At 70.5% G+C, this 26502-nt stretch carries 1 protein-coding gene and 1 pseudogene (1 of these 2 running past the window's edge); both read left to right on the top strand.

The window, feature by feature from the left end; genetic code table 11:
* A protein-coding gene (locus tag GLA29479_RS13060) for a non-ribosomal peptide synthetase (protein WP_082638634.1) crosses the window boundary here: on the top strand, positions 1-23465 show its 3' portion. 4387 nt of this gene lie to the left of the window's left edge; the window shows 23465 of its 27852 coding nt (coding positions 4388-27852); the start codon falls outside the window, past its left edge; its stop codon occupies positions 23463-23465.
* Positions 23446-26502: pseudogene (locus GLA29479_RS13055) on the top strand (amino acid adenylation domain-containing protein); the annotation flags it as partial. The gene GLA29479_RS13060 and the pseudogene GLA29479_RS13055, both read left to right, overlap by 20 nt.

Genomic DNA, 26502 nt, shown 5'->3' with positions numbered 1-26502 from the left:
CGATGGCCGCCGACCCGCGGCGACGCATCGGCGACGCCGGCCTGTTCGACGCTGCGCAACGGCAGCGTTTGCTCGACGCCTCGCGCGGCGAATCGGTCGAAGTGGAAGCCAGCGCCCTGCCGCTGTGGTTCGAGCGCCAAGCCGCAGCCACGCCCGAGGCGACCGCGCTGGTCTGCGGCGACTGCGAACTCGACTACGCCGTGCTGGAAGCGCGCGCGAACCGCCTCGCCCACCTGCTGATCGGCGAAGGCGTCGGCGCCGAGAACATCGTCGCCCTGGCCTTGAATCGCTCCGTCGACAGCGTCGTGGCGATGCTGGCCGTGCTCAAGGCCGGCGCCGCTTATTTACCGCTCGATATCGAACAACTCGGCCCGCGCCAGGCCGAGATGCTGGCCGACGCCGCGCCGACGCGCGTGCTCGCCCATGCCGACGTCGCCGAGCGCCTCGGCAGCGATCTGCCGTTGCTGGTGCTCGACGAGCCTGCACTCGAGGCGCGCCTGCAGTCCATGCCCACACAGGCACCGACCGATCTCGAACGAGTGCGGCCGCTGCACCCGCAGCACCCGGCCTATCTGATCTACACCTCGGGCTCGACCGGCAAGCCCAAGGGCGTGCTGGTCGCTCACGCCGCGCTGTCGCATCTGTTCCAGCACCAACGCGCCACCCTGTACGCCGCCGTCGCCGGCGACAACGACACCACGCGAGTGCGTTTCGCCCTGACCGCGACCTTCGCTTTCGACACCGCCGTCGAAGGCCTGCTGTGGCTGTGCGCCGGCCATCAACTCGAACTGATCGACGACGACACCCGTCGCGACGGTGAGCTGTTGATCGCACGCCTGCGCGAGCGCCGCATCCATGCGGTCGACCTGACTCCGTCGCACTTCGAGCAACTGCGCCAGCGCGGCCTGCTCGATGCCGCGCATTGGCATCCGCGCAGCGTGATCCTCGGCGGCGAAGCCCTCGCCCCGGCGCAATGGCAGGCGCTCGCCGAGCGCGATGACGTGCGCGGTTACAACGCCTACGGCCCGACCGAGTACGGCGTCGATGCCGCTTTCACCGCGATCGCTCGCGACGAGGTCTCGCCCTCGGTCGGCCGTGCGATCTGGAACACCCGTGCCTACGTGCTCGACGCTTGGCTGCAACCGGTGCCCGAGGGCGTAGCCGGCGAGCTGTACCTGGCCGGCCCCGGCCTGGCGCGCGGCTATCGGGAGCGTCCCGGGTTGACTGCCGAACGCTTCGTCGCCGACCCCTTCCAGGCCGGCGAACGCATGTATCGCAGCGGCGACCGCGCACGCCGCCGCCGCGATGGCCGCCTGGAAGTACTCGGCCGCCTCGACGATCAGGTCAAGATCCGCGGCTTCCGCATCGAACTCGGCGAAGTGCAGGCCGCGCTCGCTGCGCTCGGTTACGCCGAGAATGCGGTGATCGCGCGCGAGGACCGTCCCGGCCACAAACGCCTGGTCGCCTACGTGGTCGGCGACGCCATCGACACCCGGGCCGTACTGCGGCAACTGGGCGAACGCCTGCCCGATTATCTGCGCCCGGCCGCGCTGGTCGCGCTGGATGCCCTGCCGCTGACCCGCAACGGCAAACTCGATCGGCGCGCCCTGCCGGCGCCGAGCGTCGAGGCGGTGCGCGGCGCGGCGCCGGAATCGGCGCAGGAACGTTTGCTCGCGGGCTTGTTCGCGCAGGTACTGGGCCTGGCCGAGGTCGGCGTCGACGACGGCTTCTTCGCCCTCGGCGGCGACAGCATCAGTTCGATCCAGTTGGTGGGCCGCGCCCGTCAGGCCGGCCTGCGCCTCAGCGCCCGCGACGTGTTCCAGCACCAGAGCGTGCGTTCGCTGGCGGCGGTCGCGACCGCGCTCGATCCGGCCACGGCCCCGGGATTGCCCACGGTCGATCCGCTCGGCGAGCTGCCGGCGACGCCGATCGTGCGCGATCTGTTCGAGCAGGACGGCCCGTTCGGGCAGTTCCAGCAGTCGATGCTGCTGCGCGTGCCGGCGCTGCGCGAGGCGCCCTTGCTGGCGGCCCTGCAGAGCCTGATCGATCATCACGATGCCCTGCGTCTGCGCGTCGATGCCGGCCGGGCCCTGCACATCGGCGCCGCCGGCAGTGTGCAAGCGCGGGATTCGCTGCGACGGGTCGATATCGATATCGAAGGCTTCGACGCAGCCGCGCGCAAGCGGCTCATCGAAGCCGAGGCCCAGGCCGCGCAGGCCCGGCTCGATCCGCGCGAAGGCCGCATCCTGCAGGCGGTCTGGTTCGACGGCGGTGAACAGTCGCGTCTGCTCTTGACCATCCACCACCTCGCCGTCGACGGCGTGTCCTGGCGCATCCTGGTGCCCGACCTGCGCGCGGCCTGGGAGGCCTGCGCCGAGACGGCTCCCGTGCAGTTGCCGCCGGTGCCGACCTCGTTGCGTCAATGGGCCCTGGCCTTGCCGCAGCTCGCCGCACAGCGGCGCGCGGAGCTGCCGTTCTGGCGCGCCATGCTCGACGGCGATGCCGGCGCGGTCGCGGCACGTCCGCTCGACCCGCAACGCGACACCCTGGCCAGCCAGCGCAGCCTGAGTCTGCGCCTGGAGAGCGACAGCACACGTCTGCTGCTGACCCGCGCGCCCGAGCTGATCCAGGGCCGCATCAACGACGTCCTGCTGAGCGCATTCGCGCTGGCCCTGTCGGCCTGGCGCGGTGCGGACCACGGCAACCGCGACGACGCTTCGGTGCTGTTCGACCTGGAAGGCCACGGCCGCGAAGCCGGCCTGCTCGACGGCGCCGATCTGTCGCGCACGGTCGGCTGGTTCACCAGCCTGTTCCCGCTGCGCCTGCGCCTGCCCGAAGGCGGCGCCGAGGCCGCATTGCGCGGCGGCAAGCCGCTGGAACGCACGCTCAAGTCGATCAAGGAACAGCTGCGTGCGCTGCCGGACAACGGCATCGGCTACGGCCTGTTGCGTCATCTCGACGACGAGGGCCGCTACGCCTTGGCCGGTTGGCCGTCGCCGCAGGTCGGGTTCAACTATCTGGGCCGTTTCGATCTCGACTCCAACGCCGATGGCCTGTGGAGCGCAGCCGACCCGGATCTCGCACTCGGCAGCGGCGGCGATGCGGCGATGCCGCTCGCGCATGCGCTCGAACTTAATGCCCTGACCCTGGCGGGCGAACACGGCCCGGAACTGTGCGCGAACTGGAGCTGGGCCGGCGAGCTGCTGCGGCAAGACGAAGTCGAGGCCTTGGCGGAGCATTGGTTCGCGGCGCTGCGCGCGATCGCCGAGCACGCCGCCGGCAGCGACCTGCGCCGGCTCACGCCGTCGGATCTGGAACTGGTAGCGCTGGATCAGGACACGATCGAACGCCTGGAATCGAGCCAGGCCCTGGCCGAGGTGCTGCCGCTGTCGCCGTTGCAACAAGGCCTGCTGTTCCACACCTTGTACGACCGCTCCGCGCCCGACGCCTATCTCACCCAGATGGTGTTCGAGCTCGACGGCACCCTCGACGGCGATCGCCTGGAACGCGCCGCACGCGATCTGCTCGCCCGTCATCCGCATCTGCGTGCGGCCTTCGTCCACGACGGTCTAGACCAGCCCTTGCAGTTGATCCCGCGCGACAGCTTGCTGCCGTGGGAAGTGATCGACCTGACCCCGTTGACCGCGGAACGCCGCGACAGCGAACTCGAACGGCTGCTGGCCGACGACGCGCAGCGCCATTTCGACCCGGCGCAGTCGCCGCTGCTGCGCTTCACCCTGCTGCGTTGCGCCCGCGACCGCCACCTGCTGGCGTTCACCAGCCACCATCTGCTGCTCGACGGCTGGTCCTCGCCGATCCTGATGCGCGAGCTGTTCGCGCTGTATCGCGACGGCGCCGAAGCCGCGCTGCCGCGGCCCACGCCGTACCGCGACTACCTGCGCTGGCTCGCCGGCCGCGATGCTGCTGGCGCACGCGAGGCATGGCGCGCGGCGTTCACCGGCTTCGACGAGCCGACCCGCGTCGCCACGGCCACGACCGCCACCCCGGTCGCACCGGAAGTGCGCCGCTACCTCGCCGATGCCGCGCTCACCGCGCGCCTGGAAGCGCAGTCGCGCAAGCTCGGCGTGACCCTGGCCAGCTTCGTCCAGGCCGCCTGGGGCCTGGTACTGGCGCAGCTCGCCCACCGCGACGACGTGGTGTTCGGCGCCACCGTGTCCGGACGCCCGCCCGAGCTGGCCGGCATCGAGGACATGATCGGTCTGTTCATCAATACCTTGCCGCTGCGCCTGCGGTTGCAGCGCGACGAAACCGTCGGCGCCTTGTTGCAGCGCCTGCAACAGGAGCAATCGGCGCTGCTCGATCACCAACACCTCAGCCTGACGCAGATCCAGCAATCGGCCGGGCATACCGAACTGTTCGACACCCTGGTGGTGTTCGAGAACTTCCCGATCGGCGCCGACGCCACCGGCACACTCGAAGTCGGCCCGCAACTGAGCGCGCGTTTCCACGGCCACCGCGGCGGCGATGCCTCGCACTACCCGCTCGGCCTGGTCGCCGTGCCCGGGCGCGAACTCGCGCTCAAGCTGAGTTACCGCCCCGATGTGTTCGACGCGGCCGAGATCGACCGCATCGCCTCGCGCTGCCTGCTCGCGCTCGACGCGCTGGCCGGCGATCCGCAGGCGCGGGTCGGCGCCATCGAGCTGTTGCCGAGCGAGGAACGCCGGCAAGTCCTGCAGCAGTGGAACGACACCGCCCATGCCTTCCCGGCACTGCCGCTGCCGACCCTATTCGAACGACAAGTCGCGCGCACGCCCGATGCCGTCGCCGTGGTGTTCGAAGGCGAGCGCCTGAGCTATGCCGAACTCGATGCCCGCGCCAACCGCCTCGCCCACCGCCTGATCGCCGACGGCATCGGCCCGGAGAGCATCGTCGGCGTGGCCCTGCCGCGTTCGTTCGAACTGATCGTCGCCCTGTACGCGGTCAGCAAGACCGGCGCGGCCTATTTGCCGCTGGATACCGATTATCCGGCCGAGCGCTTGGCCTACATGATCGACCACGCCGCGCCGGTGCGCGTACTGACGCGCTCGGACGTCGCCGCCAAACTGCCGGCGCAGGCCACGTTGCTGTCGCTCGACGATGCCGGGCTGCTCGCCGCCCTGGCCCAGGCCAGCGACCGCGCCCCGACCGATGCCGAACGCGTCCGTCCGCTCGAGCTCGACCACCCGGCCTACGTGATTTACACCTCCGGCTCGACCGGACGCCCCAAGGGCGTGATCAATTCGCACCGCGGCATCGTCAACCGCCTGGCCTGGATGCAAGCCGAGTACGGCTTGCGCGGCGACGACGCGGTGCTGCAGAAGACCCCGTCGAGCTTCGACGTGTCGGTGTGGGAGTTCTTCTGGCCGCTGCTGGAAGGCGCGCGTCTGGTGGTCGCCCGTCCCGACGGCCATCGCGACCCGGCCTACCTGGCCGAACTGATCGAACGCGAATCGATCACCACCCTGCACTTCGTGCCGTCGATGCTCGACGTGTTCCTGTCCGAGTTGAGCATGCGCGGCACCGACGGCGCGGCCCTGTGCGCCAGCCTGCGCCGCGTCCTGTGCAGCGGCGAAGCTTTGTCGGGCGAATTGCGCAATCGCGTGCGCGAGCAGCTGGCGCGGCCGCTGCACAACCTCTACGGACCGACCGAAGCCGCGGTCGACGTCAGCGCCTGGGCTTGCCGCGACGACGAGACCGGCGCCCAGGTGCCGATCGGCGCGCCGATCTGGAACACCCGCCTGTACGTGCTCGATGCCGCGCTGCGCCCGGTGCCGATCGGCGTCGCCGGCGAGCTGTACCTGGCCGGCGTGGGCCTTGCCCGTGGTTATCTGTGCAATCCGGCGCTCACCGCCGAACGCTTCGTCGCCGACCCGCATGCGGCCGACGGCTCGCGCCTGTACCGCACCGGCGATCTGGCGCGCTGGCGCGCGGACGGCCAGGTCGAATATCTCGGCCGCGTCGACCATCAGGTCAAGCTGCGCGGCCTGCGCATCGAACTCGGCGAGATCGAGGCGGTGCTGGCCCAGCTCGGTTGCGCCCAGCACGCGGTGATCGCGCGCGAGGACCGGCCCGGCGACAAACAACTGGTCGCCTATGTCGCGGCCGAATCGATCGACGTCGAAGCGCTGCGCCAAGGCCTGGGCGCGCGCCTGCCCGAGTACATGCTGCCGAGCGCCTTCGTGCGCCTGGACGCCCTGCCGTTGTCGCCGAACGGCAAGCTCGACCGCAAGGCCCTGCCGGCGCCGGACTACGCACCGCATGCGCATTCGCGCGGGCCGCGCGACGCCACCGAGGCCCTGCTGTGCGCGCTGTTCGCGCAGGTGCTGGGACGCGAGCGCGTCGGCATCGACGACAGCTTCTTCGCCCTCGGCGGGCATTCGCTGCTGGCCACGCGCCTGATCGGCCGGGTCCGCGCCACCTTCGACGTCGAACTGCCGATCCGCGCCCTGTTCGAGGCGCCGAGCGTGGAAGCGTTCGCCCGCCGCCTCGGCGAAGGCGGGCGCGCACGCCTGCCGCTGTCGGTGCAGGAGCGTCCGCAACCGCTGCCGCTGTCGTTCGCCCAGCAGCGCCTGTGGTTCCTGCATCAGTACGAAGGCGCCAGCGCCCTGTACAACCTGCCGCTGGCGCTGCGCCTACACGGCCAGTTGGACGCCACTGCGTTGCGTGCAGCGATCGCCGACCTGGTCGAGCGCCACGAGAGCCTGCGCACCGTGTTCCCGGGGGGCGACACGCCGCAGCAGCAGGTTCTGGCCGAGGTCGCGATCGACCTGCACGCGTTCGACTGCACGCAAGCGGATCTGCCCGAACGTCTGAGCGCAGCCGCGGCCTACGCCTTCGATCTCGAACACGAGATTCCGTTGCGCGCGAGTCTGTTCAAACTCGGCGCGCAGGAGCACGTGCTGCTGCTGTTGCTGCACCACATCGCCGCCGACGGCGCCTCGCTGGTGCCGCTCAGCGAGGACCTGGCCGAAGCCTATGCCGCACGTCTGCAGGGGCTCGCACCGGCCTGGGCGCCGCTGCCAGTGCAGTACGCCGATTACAGCCTGTGGCAACGGCGCGTGCTCGGCGCCGGCCCGGCCTCGGGCAGCACCGACGACGACAGCGTGTATGCGCGCCAGCTCGCCTGGTGGACTCGCCGTCTCGCCGCCCTGCCCGACCAGCTGAGTCTGCCGAGCCAGCGCCCGCGTCCGCAGCTCGCGAGCTACCGCGGCGCATCGCTGTCGCTGACGATTCCGGCCGATCTGCATCGCCGCCTCGCCACGCTCGCCCAGCGCGGCGGCGCGACCTTGTTCATGGTGCTGCAATCGGCGCTGGCGACGATGTTGACCCGCCTCGGCGCCGGCACCGACATCCCGATCGGCAGCCCGGTCGCGGGCCGTACCGATGCCGCGCTCGACCGTTTGGTCGGCCTGTTCCTCAACACCCTGGTGCTGCGCACCGACACCTCCGGCAACCCGGCCTTCGAGCAGTTGCTCGAACGCGTGCGCGACGCCGCCCTGGCCGCCTACGAGCACCAGGACCTGCCGTTCGAGCAACTGGTCGAAGCGCTGAACCCGCTGCGCTCGCTGGCCCATCACCCGCTGTTCCAGGTGATGCTGGTGCTGCAGAACAACCCGCCGCCGCAAGCGGCACTGGCCGGCCTGCATTGCACGCCGCAGCCCATGGCGCTGGCCTCGTCGAAGTTCGACCTGAGCTTCGATTTCAACGAACGTGTCGATGCCGACGGCGCCCCGGCCGGCATCGAGGGCACCCTCGAATACGCCCTCGATCTGTTCGACGAAGACGGCGCGCAAGCACTGGCCCAGCGCCTGTTGCGCGTGTTGGCCGCGGTCGCCGCCGATCCCTCGCTGCCCCTGGACCGCATCGAGCTGCTCGACGACGCCGAGCAACGGCGCTTGCTGGTCGAGGCCAATGCCACCGCACGCAGCCAGCCCGGCCTGACCCTGCCCGCACTGTTCGAGGCCCAAGTCGAACGCACGCCCGATGCGACCGCTGCGGTCTGCGCCGGGGCTCGCCTCAGTTACGCCGAACTCGACGCGCGCGCCAACCGCCTCGCCCACCTGTTGATCGCGCAAGGCATCGGCCCCGAAGACATCGTCGCGATCGCGCTGCCGCGTTCACTCGACATGCTGGTGGCCTTGCTGGCCACGCTCAAGGCTGGCGCCGCCTATCTGCCGCTGGATCCGGATTATCCGGCCGAACGCTTGGCCTACATGGTCGAAGACGCAGGTCCGGCCTGCCTGATCGGCGATGCCGATACGCTGGCCGGGCTCGCCGGCGTCGAGGTCGCCGTGCGCTGGTCGCTCGACGCCGCCGATCTGCGCGAGCGTCTCACCGACGCCCCGGCGCACGGCCCGCGCCAGCACGAACGCGTGCGCGCCCTGCATCCGCGTCACCCCGCCTACGTCATCTACACCTCGGGTTCGACCGGCCGCCCCAAGGGCGTGGCGATCGAACACCGCGCGCTCGAGAACTTCCTGTGCGCGATGCGGCGCGAGCCGGGCCTCGACGCCGGCGACCGCCTGCTGGCGCTGACCCCGATCTCGTTCGATATCGCCGGGCTCGAGTTGTACCTGCCCTTGCTGTGCGGCGCCGAGTTGCATATCGCGCCGCGCGAGATCGCCACCGACGGCGAGCGCCTGCGTGAGCACATCGCCGCGATCGCGCCGAGCGCGATCCAGGCCACCCCGGCGACCTGGCAGATGCTGCGCGCCGCGTCGTGGAAGCCGGCTGCCGACCTGCGCGTGTTGTGCGGCGGCGAAGCGCTGCCGGCAGAGCTCGCCGACTACCTCGCCGCCGATGCCGCGGCGCTGTGGAACCTGTACGGCCCCACCGAGACCACGGTCTGGTCGCTCGCCAGCCGCGTCGTCACCGGCGAGCCGGTGAGGATCGGCGCGCCGATCGACAACACCCGTGTCTATGTTCTCGATGGAAACTTGCGGCCGGTGCCGAGCGGCGTCGCCGGCGAGTTATACCTGGCCGGCGACGGCCTGGCGCGCGGTTACTTCCGCCGCCCCTCGCTGAGCGCCGAGCGCTTCGTCGCCGATCCGTTCCAACGCGGCGAACGCATGTACCGCACCGGCGATCTGGCGCGCTGGGGCTTCGACGGCCGCCTGGATTTCCTGGGACGGGTCGACCATCAGGTCAAGATCCGCGGCTTCCGCATCGAACTCGGCGAAGTCGAGGCGGCGCTGGCCCAGCTCGGTCACGCCCGTAACGTCGTGGTCGCGCGCGATGACCGCAACGGCCTCAAACGGCTGGTCGCCTATGTCGTCGCCGACGGCCTCGACGGCGCCGCGCTGCGCCAGGCACTCGCCGAACGCTTGCCCGAGTACATGCTGCCCTCGGCCTTCGTCGCCCTGGACGCGCTACCGCTGACGCCGAACGGCAAGATCGACCGCAAGGCCCTGCCGGAGCCGGGCGAAGGCGACCGCGCCGCGGACGCCTATCGCGCTCCGCAGACGCCGCAACAAAGTCTGCTGTGCGAGCTGTTCGGCGAGGTGCTCGGGGTCGAACGGGTCGGCCTCGACGATCATTTCTTCACCCTCGGCGGCCACTCGCTGCTCGCCACCCGCCTGGTCAGCCGGATCCGCGCCGCACTCGGCATCGAACTGCCCTTGCGTGCCCTGTTCGAGGCGCCGACCGTGGCGAGCCTCGCCGCGCGTTTGCCGCAGGCCGAGCTGGCCCGCCCGGCGCTGCGCCCGCAGGCGCGTCCGGCGCTGCTGCCGTTGTCGTATGCGCAGCGCCGCCTGTGGTTCATCCAGAAATTCGAACAACATGCCCGCAACAGCGAGGCAGGCACCGGCGACAGTGGCGCCGCCTACAACATCCCGATGCCGCTGCGCTTGTCGGGACGGCTGGATCTGGAGGCACTGCGCGCCGCGCTCGGCGACGTGGTCGCACGCCACGAAAGCCTGCGCACGATCTTCCCGGAAGCCGACGGCACGCCTTACCAGCAAGTGCTGACGATCGCCGAAAGCGCTCCGCACTGGTCGCTGGTCGAAGCCAGTGCCGACACCCTGGCGGAGCTGCTGCATGCCGACGCCATGCACGTGTTCGATCTCGCCCACGAGACGCCGCTGCGCAGCAGCCTGTTCCGTCTGAGCGAGCAAGATCACGTACTGCTGGTTGTGCTGCATCACATCGCCGGCGACGGTTCGTCGCTGGCGCCGCTGGCGCGCGACCTCGGCCAGGCCTATGCCGCGCGTCTGCGGGGGCATACGCCGACCTGGGCGCCGTTGCCGGTGCAGTACGCCGACTACACCCTGTGGCAGCAGCGCCTGCTCGGCAGCGAGCAGGACCCGGACAGCCTGATCTCGCAGCAATTCGGCTACTGGAAGGCGCAACTGGCCGACCTGCCCGAACGCATCGAGCTGCCGACCGACCGCCCACGTCCGCTGGTCGCCAGCTATCGCGGCCGGCAATGGGCGCTGAGCATCGATCCGGAGCTGCATGCGCGCTTGCTCGACCTGGCCCATCGCCACGAAGCCAGCTTGTTCATGGTGTTGCAGGCCGGCCTCGCCGCGCTGCTGCACCGACTCGGCGCCGGCGACGACATCGCCCTCGGCAGCGCCATCGCCGGACGCAACGACCAGGCCCTCGACGATCTGGTCGGCTTCTTCGTCAACACCCTGGTGCTGCGCGCCGATCTGTCCGGGCAGCCGAGCTTCGAGACCCTGCTCGGCCGGGTCCGCGCCACCGCGCTGGCCGCCTACACCCACCAGGACGCGCCGTTCGAGCGCTTGGTGGAGCTGCTCAACCCGACCCGCTCGACCTCGCACCATGCGCTGTTCCAGGTCGGCATGGTCCTGCAGAACGTCAGCGAAGCCGAGCTGCGCCTGCCCGGCCTGACCGTGTCGATGCATAGCGCCGACTTCCGCAGCGCCAAGTTCGATCTGTTCTTCAATCTCGGCGAACGCCTCGCCGCCGACGGCGTGCCGGCCGGTCTCGACGGCGTCATCGAATACGCCACCGATCTGTTCGACGAAGCCTCGGTCGAGCGTCTGTGGCAGCGACTGCTGCGCCTGCTCGATGCCGCTGCCCGCGACCCGCGACGCAGCATCGCCGCGATCGACCTGCTCGATCGCGACGAACGCGAGCGCCTGCTCGGCGACGCGGACCGCACCGCGCTCAGCGGCCCGAGCGAGGCCATCGCCGACGCTACCATTCCGGCCTTGTTCGAGCGCCAGGTCGCTCGCGATCCGGACGCACCGGCCTTGCTGTTCGGCGACGCCTGCCTGAGCTATGGCGAACTCGACCGCCGCGCCAACCGCTATGCGCATGCGCTGATCGCCCTGGGCATCGGCCGCGAGGACCGTGTCGCCATCGCCCTGCCGCGTTCGCCGGAAATGGTCGTCGCGGTGCTTGGCATCCTCAAAGCCGGCGCGGCCTATCTGCCGCTGGACCCGGACTATCCGCCGGAACGCCTGGCCTACATGCTGGCCGACGCGAAACCGGCGCGATTGATCAGCCGGCGCGAGATCGAAGCGCGCCTGCCCGAACACGGCGTGCCGACCTGGCTGCTGGATCTGCCGGAGACCTTGCAGAGCCTCGCCGCGCAAGCGACCGACGCACCGCGGCTCGCCGCCGCGTCGCCGGCCGATGCCGCCTACGTCATCTACACCTCCGGTTCGACCGGACGCCCCAAGGGCGTGGTCGTCACCCACGCCGGCGTGCCGAGCCTGCTGGCCAGCCAGATCGCCGCCTTCGAGGTCGGCCCCGGCTCGCGCGTGCTGCAGTTCGCCTCGTTGAGTTTCGATGCGGCGTTCTGGGAACTGTGCATGGCGCTGTTGTCGGGCGCGGCCCTGGTCGTCGCCGAGGCCGAACGGCTGCTGCCGGGCGAGGCTCTGGTCGAGACCATGCAACGCCATCGCGTCACCCATGCGACCTTGCCGCCGGCCGCGCTGTCGGTGCTCGGCGCCGACGCGCTCGCGAGCTGCAGCGACCTGATCGTCGCCGGCGAAGCCACCGCGCCGCAGCTGGTCAAGACCTGGTCGCAGGGCCGGCGCATGACCAATGCCTACGGCCCGACCGAGACCACGGTGTGCGCGACCATGAGCGCGCCGCTGGCGGGCGCGTCGGTGCCGCCGATCGGCACGCCGATCCTCGGCAGCCGCGTCTACCTGCTCGATGCCGGCCTGCAGCCGGTGCCGGTCGGCGTGCCCGGCGAGTTGTACCTGGCCGGCAAGGGCCTGGCGCGCGGCTATCTGCATCGCCCCGCACTCAGCGCCGAGCGCTTCGTCGCCGATCCCTACCTCGCCGGTCAGCGCATGTACCGCAGCGGCGATCTGGCGCGCTGGCGCGACGACGGCCAACTCGAATTCATCGGCCGGGTCGATCATCAGGTCAAGCTGCGCGGCTTCCGCATCGAACTCGGCGAGATCGAGCAGGTGCTGCAGCGCCACGCCGCGGTCGCGCAATCGATCGTGATCGCGCGCGAAGACGTGCCGGGCCACAAGCAACTGGTCGCCTATGTCGTGCTCGAACACGAGCGCGACGCCGACCGCGACCAGGGCCAGGAATCGCGCCTGATCGGCGAGTGGGAAACCATCTACGAAACCCTGTACGGCGAAGAACCGCCGCAGGCGGTCGAGTTCGGCGAAAACTTCCACGGCTGGAACAGCAGCTACGACGGCTCCGGGATCGCCCTGGAACAGATGCGCGAATGGCGCGCGGCCACGGTCGAGCGCATCCTCGAACTGCAGCCGCGACGGGTGCTCGAAATCGGCGTCGGCAGCGGCCTGATCCTGTCGCAGGTGGCGCCGCACGTCGAGGCCTACCATGGCACCGACCTGTCGTCGGCGACCATCGAGCGCCTGCGCGGCGAGATCGCCGGGCAAGCGCAACTGGCCGGCAAAATCGAACTGCATGCGCGGCCGGCGCACGAGATGCACGGCCTCGGCGACAGTCTGGCGAGCGACAGCCAGGACGGTCGCTTCGACACCATCGTCATCAACTCGGTGCTGCAGTACTTCCCGAACGGCGACTACCTGCTCGAAGTGATCCGCCAGGCGATGCAGCTGTTGACGCCGGGAGGCGCGCTGTTCCTCGGCGACGTGCGCAACCTGCACCTGCAGCGCAGCTTCGCCACCGCGATCCAGTTGCACCAGGCCGATGCCGACACCGACGCGGCGACCCTGCAGCGACGCGTCGAACAGATCCTGCTGGCCGAGAAGGAGCTGCTGGTCGCGCCGGAGTTCTTCAGCCAGCTGCCGCAGCGCCTGGACGGCATCGCCGCGGTCGACATCCAGACCAAGCGCAGCGCCTACGGCAACGAGCTCAGCCGCCACCGTTATGAAGTGGTGCTGCGCAAGGGCCCGCTGCCGCTGCGCTCGCTGGCGTCCTTGCCGGTGCGCGCCTGGGGCGCGGATTTCGCTGGCTTCGATGCCGTCGCCACCCATCTGCTCGATGATCAGCCGGCCGGCCTGCGCCTGCGCGGCGTGCCCAATGCCCATCTGCAACCCGAACTGGACGCGCTGCAGGCCCTGGCCTGCGGCAGCGCCATCGCCGAGGTGCGTGCGCAGCTGATCGCCGCCGGCAGCGCCATCGAGGCCGGCAGCGAAGCGCTGGTGCAACTCGGCCGGCGACTCGGCTATCGGGTCGCGACGACCTGGTCCGGCGGCGCCATCGGCGACGGGCTCGACCTGCTGTTCGTGCGTCATCAGGACGCCGACGAGGCCGCGACGCCCGCCGTATGGACCGACTTGTACCTGGCGAGCGCGCCGCGCGAACTCGCCGCCTGCACCAACAACCCGGCCAGCTTCGATCAGTTCAGCGATCTGCGCCGCCACGTCGCCGCGCAGCTGCCGGACTATATGCAGCCGGTGATGGTGTTGCTGCCGTCGATGCCGCTGACCCCGAACGGCAAGATCGACCGCAAAGCACTGCCGGCGCCCGATTTCACCCCGACCCACCACCGCGCCGCGCGCAACGACCGCGAGCAGGTCCTCGCCGAGCTGTATGCGCAAGTACTCGGCCTGCCGCGGGTCAGCATCGACGACAGCTTCTTCGATCTCGGCGGCGACAGCATCATCTCCATCCAGTTGGTCAGCCAGGCGCGCAAGACCGGTCTGCTGATCACGCCGCGCGACGTGTTCCAGCATCAGAGCGTCGCCGCCCTGGCCCTGGTCGCGCGCGATGCCGACGAAGCCGCACCGGCGCTGCTCGATGAGCCGCTCGGCGAGTTGCCGGCATTGCCGATCCTGCGCTGGTTCCTCGACCGCGAGGTCGCGCTCGACGGCTTCAACCAATCGGTGCTGCTGCGGGTGCCGGCCGGTCTGGCCGAAGCCGAGCTGCGCGAGGCGCTGGCGGCCCTGTTCGATCACCACGATGCCCTGCGCCTGCGCCTGGACCGCGACGACGCCGAGGCCTGGCGCCTGCGAGTGCCCGAACCCGGCAGCGTCGACGCCGCGGCCTGCCTGCGGCGCATCGATGTCACCGGCCTCGATAGCGCGGCGCTGAAGGCCCGCATCGACGCGGCCGCGGCCGAATCGGCCCAGGCCTTGTCGTGCCAGCGCGGCGACCTGCTGCGTGCGGTCTGGTTCGACGCCGGCAGCGATGGCGGCCGCCTGCTGTTGACGATCCACCACCTCGCCGTCGACGGCGTGTCTTGGCGCATCCTGATCCCGGACCTGCGCGACGCGGTCGAAGCGATCCGCGCCGGCCGGGCGCCGGTGTTCGCACCGCGCAGCCATTCGCTGCGCGCTTGGTCGCAACAGTTGTTCGACGACGCCCACTCGCCGCAGCGCTTGGCCGAGCTGGCGCACTGGTCGGCAACGACCGATGGGTCCGACCCGCCGCTGTCGCCGGTCGCGCTCGATCCCGCACGCGACACCGGCGCCAACAGCGAGCACTTCAGCCTGAGCCTGCCGAGTGAGGTCACCGCGGCCCTGCTGACCGCGTTGCCGGCGCGCTTCCACGCCCGCATCAACGACGTGCTGCTGAGCGGCTTCGCCCTCGCCGTGAGCGATTGGCGCCGCCGCCACACCGGCGCCGCGGTCGACGCGCTGCTGCTCGACCTGGAGGGGCACGGCCGCGAGAGCGATCGCAACGGGCTCGACCTGTCGCGCACGGTCGGCTGGTTCACCAGCCTGTATCCGCTGCGCCTGTCGCTCGACGAGATCGACCTGGAGCGCGCCTTCGCCGGCGACGGTGAGCTCGAACGCTTGCTCAAGCGGGTCAAGGAGCAATTGCGCGCGGTGCCCGACCACGGCCTCGGCTACGGTCTGTTGCGTCATCTCAACGCCGACACCGGCGCGCTGCTCGCCGCGCAGCCGGCAGCGCAGATCAGCTTCAACTACCTCGGCCGCTTCGGCGTGTCGGAAACCCGCGACTGGGAACAGGCCGAGGAAGAAGTCGCCAACAACGGCGGCGATGCGATGCCGATCGCCCACGCGATCGAACTCAACGCGCTCACCCAGGACCGCGCCGACGGCCCCGAGTTCGTCGCCACCTGGTCGTGGCCGCGGGCCTTGTTCGACCGCGCCCAGATCGTCGACCTTGCCGAAACCTATGCGCGCGCTCTGCGGGCGCTGGCCTCGCTGCTCGAACGCGAGGACGCCGGCGGCCTGACCCCGTCCGATCTGCCGCTGGTCGCGCTCGACCAGACCACCATCGAGACCCTGGAACGCGAACACGGCGGCGCCCATGCGGTCGCCGACATCCTGCCGCTGACGCCGTTGCAGCAAGGCCTGTTGTTCCACGCCCTGTACGACCACGAAGGGCCGGATCCCTATGTGGTGCAGGTGCATTTCGATCTGAACGGCCCGCTCGACGAAGCGCGCCTGCGCGACGCCGCACGCCGGCTGATGCAGCGCCATCCGCACCTCGGCGCGGCCTTCGTCCATCGCGGCCTGCAGACCCCGGTGCAGCTGATTCCGCGCGAAGTGCCGCTGGATTGGCGACGGGTCGATCTCGACACCGTGCCGACCGCGCAACGCGAAGCCGAAGCCGTACGAGTCGCCGAAACCGAGCACTTGCGCCGCTTCGAGCTCGACCGCGCGCCCTTGCTGCGTTTCACCCTGGCCCGCCTCGACGATGCTCACTACCGCCTGCTGATCACCAACCATCACATCCTGCTCGACGGCTGGTCGCTGCCGGTGCTGGTGCAGGAGCTGTTCGCGCTGTACGGCGGCGCCGAGTTGCCGCGCGCCACACCCTACCGCGACTACCTTGCGTGGCTGGGCCAGCGCGATCCGGCCGCGGCCGAACAGGCCTGGCGCGAAGTCCTCGCCGACATCGAAGAACCGACCCTGTTGCTGCCGTCGCGTCCGGCCGCGTCGGGCGAACAATCGCACCACGCCCTCGACCTGCCCGAACCGCTGTCGCGCACCCTGGCCCAGTTGGCGCGCCGCCATGGCCTGACCTTGAACACCCTGGTACAGGGCGCCTGGGCGCTGTTGCTCGGGCGCATGCTCGGCCGCGACGATATCGTCCTCGGCACGACGGTCTCGGCGCGTCCGCCGGAACTGCGCGACGTCGCCCAGATGATCGGCCTGTTCATCAACACCGTGCCCTCGCGCGTGCGCCTGCAGGCCGGCCAGAGCTTCATCGACCTGCTGCTGCACCTGCAGGCGCAACAGGCCGGCCTGATCGAGCACCAGCACCTCAACCTGTCCGAGCTGCAGCGCCTGGCCGGCTTCGAGCGTCTGTTCGACAGCCTGTACGTGTTCGAGAACTACCCGATCGATCACAACGGACTGGAGTCGGCGCTCGGCGAGCTGCGCATCAGCGGCTTCCACAGCGCCGATGCCACTCACTATCCGCTGAGCCTGCTGGTCACGCCGGGCGCGCGCCTGTCGTTCCGCTTCAACTACGACCCGGCGCGCTTCGACGCGCTCAGCATCGAGCGCCTGGCCGAGCGCCTGTCGCGTCTGCTCGACGCTATCGCCGCGCATCCGCAGCGCGCCCTCGAACAGTTCAACCTGCTCGACGACCGCGAACGCCGGCGCGTGCTCTACGACTGGAACGGCAACGAAGTCGAGCTGCCCGTGCGGACCGTGCCGCAGTGGTTCCAGCAGCGCGTCGCCGCCGCGCCCGAGGCGGTCGCGGTGGTCTGCGCCGGCCACGAGTACAGCTACGCCGAACTCAACCGCCGCGCCAACCGCTGCGCGCATGCACTGATCGCGCACGGCGTCGGCCCCGAGGACCGCATCGCCATCGCGGTGCCGCGTTCGCTCCACACCGTGGTCGCCGTGCTCGGCATCCTCAAGGCCGGTGCCGCCTACCTGCCGCTCGACGCCGATCACCCGGCCGAACGCCTGGCCTGGACCCTCGCCGATGCTCGCCCGCGCAAAGTAATCGCCACTCGTGCCAGCGCGGCGCGCCTGCCCGCCGACGCCGAGTTGCTGCTGATCGACGACGATCACGGCTTCGGTGCCGAACTCGTGCACGCGCCGAGCCATGACCCGGACGACCGCGAGCGCATGCGCGCGCTCGATCCACGCCATCCGGCCTACGTGATCTATACCTCGGGTTCGACCGGCCGGCCGAAGGGTGTGGTCGTCACCCACGCCGGCATCCCGAGCCTCACCCACAGCCAGATCGAACGCTTCGGCCTCGGCGCCGACAGCCGCGTGCTGCAGTTCGCCTCGATGAGCTTCGACGCCGCGGCCATGGAAATGCTGATGTGTTTCGCCGCCGGCGCGACACTGGTGCTGCCGCCGCCGGGCTTGCTGCTCGGCGACGCGCTCGCCCGCACCCTCGATGAACAGCGCATCAGCCACACCCTGATTCCGCCGAGCGCGCTGAGCAGTCTCGACCCGGCCGCGCAGAGCTGGCCGAGCACCCTGATCGTCGGCGGCGAAGCCTGCCCGCCGCACGTCGCCGCGGCCTGGTCGGCCGGGCGGCGCCTGGTCAATGCCTACGGCCCGACCGAGATCACCGTCTGCGCGGCGATGAGCGGGGTGCTGTCGCCGGCCTCGCTGGCCGGCGCGGCGCCGCCGCTCGGCACGCCGATCGCCAACACCCGCTTGTACGTGCTCGACGCCATGCTGCGTCCGGTGCCGGCCGGCGTGGCCGGCGAGTTGTACATCGCCGGCGCCGGCCTCGCCCGCGGTTATCTCGATCGCCCGGGCCTGAGCGCGGAACGTTTCGTCGCCGACCCGTTCGTGATCGGCGAGCGCATGTACCGCAGCGGCGACCGCGCCCGTTGGCGCGAGGACGGCCAGCTCGACTACCTGGGCCGCGCCGACCAGCAAATCAAACTGCGCGGTTTCCGCATCGAACTGGGCGAGATCGAAGCCGCGCTTGCGCAATGCGGTCACGCCGGCAACGCGGTGATCGTGCGCGAGGACCGCGCCGGTCATCCGCTGCTGGTCGCCTATCTGGTCACCGCCGATGCGATCGACGAGGACAGCCTGCGCCGGCGCCTCAGCGAACGCTTGCCCGAGTACATGGTGCCGTCGGCTTTCGTCGCCCTGCCCGCCCTGCCGCTGACCGCCAACGGCAGCAAGCTCGACCGCAAGGCCTTGCCGGCGCCGGAGTTCGCCGCGCAGCCGGCCTCGCGCGGCCCGCGCAACGCCGCCGAAGCGATCCTGTGCGCCCTGTATGCGGAAGTGCTCGGCCTGGAACGGGTCGGCGTCGGCGACAGCTTCTTCGCCCTCGGCGGCCATTCGCTGCTCGCCACCCGTCTGATCGGCCGCATCCGCGCGACCTTCGACGTCGAGCTGTCGATCCGCACCCTGTTCGATGCGCCGACCGTGGAAGCGCTCGCACGCGCCCTGCCCTCGGGCGGCGGTCGGCGTGCGCCGCTGATCGCGCAAACACGGCCGCAGCGCTTGCCGCTGTCGTTCGCCCAGCAACGGCTGTGGTTCCTGCATCAGTTCGAGGGTCCCAGCGCGACCTACAACATCCCGCTGGCCCTGCACCTGGACGGCGAACTCGACCGCGACGCCCTGCGCGCCGCGCTGGTCGACCTGGTCGCGCGCCACGAAAGCTTGCGCACGGTGTTCCCGGCGACCGCCGCCAGCGAGACGCCGAGCCAGTGCGTGCTGGCCCAGGCCGAAGTGCCGCTGTCGATCTCGGCCAGCGACGACGAACGCCTGCGCGCCGACCTGTCGCAAGCCGCCGCGCACGCCTTCGACCTCAGCCGCGAGCTGCCCTTACGCGCACATCTGTTCGCGCTCGACCCACAACGCCACGTGCTGTTGTTGCTGCTGCACCACATCGCCGGCGACGGCGCCTCGCTGGCGCCGCTGTCGCGCGACCTCGCCCAGGCCTACGCCGCGCGTCTGCGCGGCCGCGCCCCGGACTGGTCGCCGCTGCCGGTGCAATACGCCGACTTCAGCCTCTGGCAACGCCAGGTGCTCGGCGACGACAGCGACGCCGGCAGCCTGCTCGCGCAGCAGACCGAGTACTGGAAGCGCACCCTCGCCGGCCTGCCGGAACTGATCGCGTTGCCGAGCGACCGGCCGCGGCCGCCGACCTCGAGCTACCGCGGCGGCCATCTGTCGCTGCCGCTCGACGCCGCCCTGCATGCACGCCTGGCCGCGCTCGCCGGGCGCCACGGCGCGACCGTGTTCATGGTTCTGCAGGCCGCGCTCGCCGCGACCCTGAGCCGGCTCGGCGCCGGCGACGATATCGCCCTCGGTACGCCGATCGCCGGCCGCTCCGACGCCGCGCTCGACGATCTGGTCGGCGTGTTCCTCAACACCCTGGTGCTGCGCAACGACACTTTGGGTAATCCGAGCTTCGCCGCCCTGCTCGGCCGCGTGCGCGAGACCGACCTGGCCGCCTACGAGCACCAGGACCTGCCGTTCGAGCGTCTGGTCGATGCGCTCAAGCCGGCGCGTTCGATGGCCCATCACCCGCTGTTCCAGGTGATGCTGTCTTTGCAGAACCACGCCCAGGCCGAGCTGGAACTGCCCGGCCTGCGCAGCCGCCCCGCCGAGTTCGACCTCGACATCGCCCAGTTCGACCTCAGCTTCGACTTCACCGAACTGCACGACGAACGCGGCGCCGCGGCCGGCCTGCACGGCATGATCGAGTACGCCGTCGACCTGTTCGATGCCGACACCGCCCGCCGCATCGGCACCTACCTGGAACGCATGCTGCGTGCGGTCGCCGTCGACGCCGGCCGCGCCATCGGCGATATCGAACTGCTCGACGCCGACGAACGCGAATGCCTGCTGGTCGGCTGGAACGGCGCCCGCAGCGCAGCGTCCGGGCGCTCGCTGCCGCAGTGGTTCGAGCATCAGGTCGCGGCGACACCGGACGCGATCGCCGCGGTCTGCGGCGAGCTCTCGCTGAGCTATACCGAACTCAACCGCCGCGCCAACCGCATCGCCCACGGCCTGATCGCGGCCGGCATCGGCGCCGAGGACCGCATCGCCCTGGCCCTGCCGCGTTCGCTCGACACCGTCGTCGCCATGCTCGGCGTGCTCAAGGCCGGTGCCGCCTATCTGCCGATGGACACCGAGCATCTCGGCCCGCGTCTACGCGAACTGCTCGCCGAAGCCGCGCCGCGCCTGCTGCTCGCCCACGGCGCCATCGCCGATGCGCTTGTCGGCGATGGCACGCTCGCGGTCGGCCTTGCGACCTGGCGGCTCGACGATGCCGAGGGCTTGCAACGCCTGTCCGACGCGCCGGATCACGACCCGACCGACGCCGATCGCCTCGTGCCGCTGCATGCCCTGCATCCGGCCTACGTCATCCACACCTCGGGCTCGACCGGCAAACCCAAGGGCGTGGTCGTAACCCACGCCGGCGTCGCCAACCTGTTCGAGGAGCATCGCGAGCGTCTGTTCCTTGATGTCGTGCGCCACTCCGGTAAGGCGCGCATCCGCTTCGCCCTGACCGCGACCTTCGCCTTTGACACCTCGCTGGAAGGTCTGCTGTGGCTGTGCGCCGGCCAGGAACTGCACCTGATCGACGACAGCACCCGCCGCGAAGGCGAAGCCCTGCTCGACTACATCGCCGAGCGGCGCATCGACGCGGTCGACCTGACCCCGGCGCATTTCGAACAACTGCGCGCTATCGGCCTGCTCGACGAAGGCCGCACTCACCCGAGTACGGTCGTGCTCGGCGGCGAAACCGTCGGCGAATCGCAGTGGAAGGCGCTGCGCGAACACCCGGTGCGCGGCTACAACTGCTACGGCCCCACCGAATGCACGGTCGATGCCAGTTATGTCGCCATCGACGAGATCGAGGAAGGCGACCGCCCCAGCATCGGCACCGCGCTGCGCAACACCCGTTTGTACGTGCTCGACGCGCGTCTGCAGCCGGTGCCGGTCGGCGTGGCCGGCGAGCTGTATATCGGCGGCGCCGGCCTGGCCCGCGGTTATCTCGGCCGGCCCGACCTCAGCGCCGAGCGTTTCGTCGCCGATCCCTATGTCACCGGCGAACGCATGTACCGCTCCGGCGACCTGGTGCGCTGGCGTCGCGACGGCCGCCTCGAACATCTGGGTCGCGCCGATCATCAGCTCAAGATCCGGGGTTTCCGCATCGAACCGGGCGAGATAGAAAGCGCCCTGGCCGCAGTCGGCTATGCCGGCAATGCGGTGATCGCCCGCGAAGACCGACCCGGCCAGCGTCAACTGGTCGCGTATGTGGTGGCGCCGCAGATCGATGCCGCGCAACTGCGGCGCGAACTCGCCGAACACCTGCCCGAGTACATGCTGCCGGCCGCCTTCGTCGCCGTTGCGGCGCTGCCGCTGACCTCCAACGGCAAGCTCGACCGCAAGGCGCTGCCGGCGCCGCAGGTGCAGGTCGACGTCAGCGCCGCGCCCGGCAGCGAACTCGAACAGCGTTTGGCGGTGTTGTTCGCCGAAGTGCTGGGGCTGGACGCGGTCGGCATCGACGACGGCTTCTTCGCCCTCGGCGGCGACAGCATCAGTTCGATCCAGTTGGTCAGCCGGGCCCGCCAGGCCGGCCTGCGCCTGAGCGCGCGCGAGGTGTTCCAGCACCAGACCGTGCGCGCACTCGCCACCGTCGCCAGTACGCTCGAACAAGCCGTTCGACTGCCGGCGGTGGCCGCGACCGGGCCGTTGCCGGCGACGCCGATCCTGCGCGATTTGTTCGAACAGGCTGGACCGTTCAAGCAGTATCAGCAGTCGATGCTGCTGCGGGTGCCGACGTTGCAGGCCGCGCCGCTGCTGCATGCGATCCAGGCCCTGCTCGACCACCACGATGCGCTGCGCCTGAGCGTGTCGCCGACCCATGAGTTGGAGATCGCCGAGCCCGGCCGCATCCGCGCCGACGACTGCGTACTCGCGGTGTCCTTGCACGGACTCGACGCGGCCGCAGGCGAGGCCGAGATCGCCGCCCAGGCCCAGGCCGCGCAGGAACGCCTCGACCCGCAGGCCGGACGCCTGCTGCAGGCGGTCTGGTTCGACCACGGCGAACGCTCGCGCTTGTTGTTGATGCTGCATCACCTGGTCGTCGACGGCGTGTCCTGGCGCATCCTCGTGCCCGACCTGCAGTCCGCCTACGAACAGGCCGCCCGCGGCGTCGAGGCAATCGTGCTCGAGCCGGTGCCGACCTCGTTACGCGAATGGGCGCTGGCCCTGCCCGAGGCGGCGCAACGGCGCAACGCAGAACGGCCGTTCTGGCGTTCTATGCTCGAAGACGGCTCGCCGTCGTGGTTCGCGCGCCCGCTCGATCCGCGCCGCGACACCCACGCCAGCCTGCGCAGCCTCAGCCTGAACCTCGACGTCGCCACGACCGAGCGCTTGCTGATCCAGGCGCCGGAGCGCATCAACGGCCGCGTCAACGACGTGCTGTTGACCGGGTTCGCGCTGGCCGCGTTCGCCTGGCGGCGCGAGCGCGGCGACGCGCTCGATGCCAACAGCCTGCGCTTCGACCTGGAAGGCCACGGCCGCGAGACCGCGATCGTCGACGGCCTGATCGACGACGCCGACCTGTCGCGCACCGTCGGCTGGTTCACCAGCCTGTTCCCGGTGCGCCTGGATGCGACCCAGTTCGACCCGGTCGAGGCGATGGCCGGCGGCAAGGCCATTGAGCGCGCGCTCAAGTCGGTCAAGGAGCAACTGCGGCAAGTGCCCGACCAGGGCATCGGCTACGGCCTGTTGCGGCATCTGCACGACGAGGCCGGTCCCGAACTCGCCGCGTTCCCGGCACCGACGATCGGCTTCAACTACCTCGGCCGCTTCGCGGTCGGCACCGCCGTCGACGGTGCGGCATGGACCGTGGCCGACGATCCCGGCGCCTTCGGTGGCGGCAGCGACGACGCCCAGCCCCTGCCGCACGCGATCGACCTCAACGCCCTGGTCCAGGACGGCCCCGACGGCGCCCGCCTGTGCGCGAACTGGAGCTGGGCCGGCGAACTGCTCGACGAAAGCGAGGTGCGTGCTTTCGCCGAGGCCTGGTTCGACGCGCTCGCCCGCATCGCCGACTTCGCCGCGGCCGCCGACACGTCGACCCTGACCCCTTCGGACGTCCCCATGGTCGCGCTCGACCAGTCCGACATCGAACTCCTGGAATCGATTTATGCGCAACTCTCAGATTGAAGACCTGCTGCCGCTGTCGCCGTTGCAGCACGGCTTCCTGTTCCACGCCCTCTACGACCACGACGTGCAGGACAGCTATGTCGTGCAGATGGTGTTCGCGCTCGACGGCGCGCTCGATGCTTCTGCGCTGCAGGCCGCGGCGCAAGCATTGCTGCGGCGCCACGCCAGCCTGCGTGCGGCCTTCGTCCATCACAAGATCAAGGAGCCGGTGCAGGTCATCCAGCGCGAAGTCGAGCTGCCGTGGCGTGAAATCGATCTGGATGGTTTACCCGCCGACGAACGCGCCGATGCATTGGCGCAAGCCATCGCCGACGACCAACAACAGCGCTTCGAGCTGACCCGTGCGCCGCTGCTGCGCTTCGTGCTGGTGCGCGAGTCGGCGACCCGCCACTACCTGTTGTTCACCAGCCACCACATCCTGCTCGACGGTTGGTCGTCGCCGATCCTGCTGCAGGAGTTGTTCGCGCTGTACCGCAACGGCGCCGACGCGCAGGCGCTGCCGCGGGTCACGCCCTATCGCGACTACATGCGCTGGCTGACCTCGCGCGACGCCGCCGCGGCGCGCAGCGCCTGGCGCGATGCCTTCGCCGGTTTCGAAGAACCGAGCCGGATCGCCCCGGCGACCACCTCGCCGGCGGTGCCGGATACCTTGCGCATCGACCTGCCCGACGCGCTGGTGCAATCGCTGACCCGGCTCACGCGCGGCCTCGGCGTGACCCTCAACACCGTCGTGCAGGCCGCGTGGGGGCTGTTGCTCGGTCGCCTGACCCATCGTCGCGACGTCGCCTTCGGCACCACCGTCTCGGGGCGCCCGCCGGAGCTGGCCGGCGTCGAGCAGATGGTCGGCTTGTTCATCAACACCTTGCCGCTGCGCCTGCAATGGCGGCCGGACGAATCGGTGCGCGAGCTGCTTGTACGCCTGCAGAGCGAGCAATCGGCGCTGCTCGATCACCAACACCTCGGCCTGACCGAGATCCAGCGCCTGGCCGGGCACGCCGAGTTGTTCGACACCCTGGTGGTGCTGGAGAACTTCCCGGTCGGCGACGATGCGGACGACGCGCCCGATGCGCTGCGCATCGCCCTGCACAGCCACCACGGCGGCGACACCTCGCATTACCCGGTCGGCCTGGCGCTGATCCCGGGCCAACCGTATCAGCTCAAGCTCAGCTACCGCCCCGACTTGTTCACGCGCGAGCAGGTGCTGCGCCTGGGCGGCCGTTATCAGCGTTTGCTGGAAGCCTTCGTCGCCGATGCGCAGCAGCCGGTCGGCCGCATCGAACTGCTCGACGCCGCCGAAGCGACGCAGGTGCTGCGCGACTGGAATGCGAGCGAACACGCGGTGCCCGCACAGACCTTGGCCGAGCTGGTGAGCGCGCAGGCGGCGCGCACGCCCGAGGCCGTCGCCGTCGTGTTCGAAGACGAGCGCCTCAGCTACGCCGAACTCGACGCGCGCGCCAATCGCCTCGCCCACCGACTGATCGCCGACGGCATCGGCCCGGAGGATCTGGTCGGCGTGGCCCTGCCGCGTTCGCTGGAACTGGTCGTCGCCCTGTGCGCGGTGCTCAAGAGCGGCGCGGCCTATCTGCCGCTCGACACCGATTACCCGAGCGACCGCCTCGCCCACATGATCGCCAACGCCGCGCCAGTGCGGGTGCTGACTCGCGGCGATGTGGTCGAACGGCTGCCTGCACACGAGGGCCTGCTATGCGTCGACGACGCCGGCTTCGTCGCCTCGCTGGACGGTTTCCCGAGCAGCGCGCCAACCGACGCCGAACGCACGCGCCCGCTGCACCTCGATCACCCGGCCTACGTCATCTACACCTCCGGCTCGACCGGCACGCCGAAAGGCGCGGTGATCCCGCACCGCGGCATCGTCAACCGCCTGGCCTGGATGCAGGGCGAGTACGGCCTGCAGGCCGACGACGCGGTGCTGCAGAAGACCCCGACCAGCTTCGACGTGTCGGTGTGGGAGTTGTTCTGGCCGCTGCTGCATGGCGCCCGTCTGGTCGTCGCGCGCCCCGACGGCCACCGCGACCCGGCCTATCTCGCTGACCTGATCCAACGCGAACAGGTCACGACCGTGCACTTCGTCGCCTCGATGCTGGAGATGTTCGTGCAGGAACCGAGCGCGGCCGCCTGCACCCGCCTGCGCCGCATCGGCTGCGGCGGCGAAGCGCTGTCGGCCGATCTGCATCGCCGCGTCGCCGCCCACATCGGCCGGCCGCTGCACCATTCCTACGGCCCGACCGAGGTCTCGATCGGCGTCACCGCCTGGCCCTGCCGCGAGGTCGAGGACGGGCCGATACCGATCGGCGGGCCGATCTGGAACACGCGCTTGTACGTGCTCGACAACGCGCTGCGGCCGGTGCCGGCCGGCGTCACCGGCGAGCTGTACATCGCCGGACCGGGGCTGGCGCGCGGTTACCTGGGCCGCGCCGCGCTCAGCGCCGAACGCTTCGTCGCCGATCCTTTCGTCGCCGGCGAACGCATGTACCGCTCCGGCGACCTCGCCAGTTGGCGCGAGGACGGGGGCATCGTCCACCGCGGCCGCGTCGACCATCAGGTCAAGTTGCGCGGCTTCCGCATCGAACTCGGCGAGATCGAGGCCGAGCTCGCCCGCGCCGGCTACCCGCGCAACAGCGCGATCGTGCGCGAGGACCGGCCGGGGCAGAAGCAGATCGTCGCCTACGTGGTTTCCAGTTCAGAGGTGAATCGCGAAGCGCTGCGCGAGACCTTGGCCGCACGCCTGCCCGAGTACATGGTGCCCACGGCCATCGTGGTCCTCGACGCGCTGCCGCAATTGCCCAACGGCAAGCTCGACCGCAAGGCGCTGCCGGCGCCGGACTTCGTCCCGGCCAGCCAACGCGCCCCGCGCAATCCGCGCGAACAAACCCTGTGCGCGCTGTTCGCCGAAGTGCTCGGTCTGTCCGACGAGCACGCCGCCCAGCTCGGCATCGACGACAGCTTCTTCGTGCTCGGCGGCCACTCGCTGCTGGCGATCCGCCTGATCAGCCGCATCCGCGCCGAACTCGACGTC

This window comes from Lysobacter antibioticus (assembly GCF_001442535.1).
Taxonomy (GTDB): domain Bacteria; phylum Pseudomonadota; class Gammaproteobacteria; order Xanthomonadales; family Xanthomonadaceae; genus Lysobacter; species Lysobacter antibioticus.
Note: the sequence above shows the minus strand (reverse complement) of the source record. Positions and strands in the feature narration are given on the sequence as shown.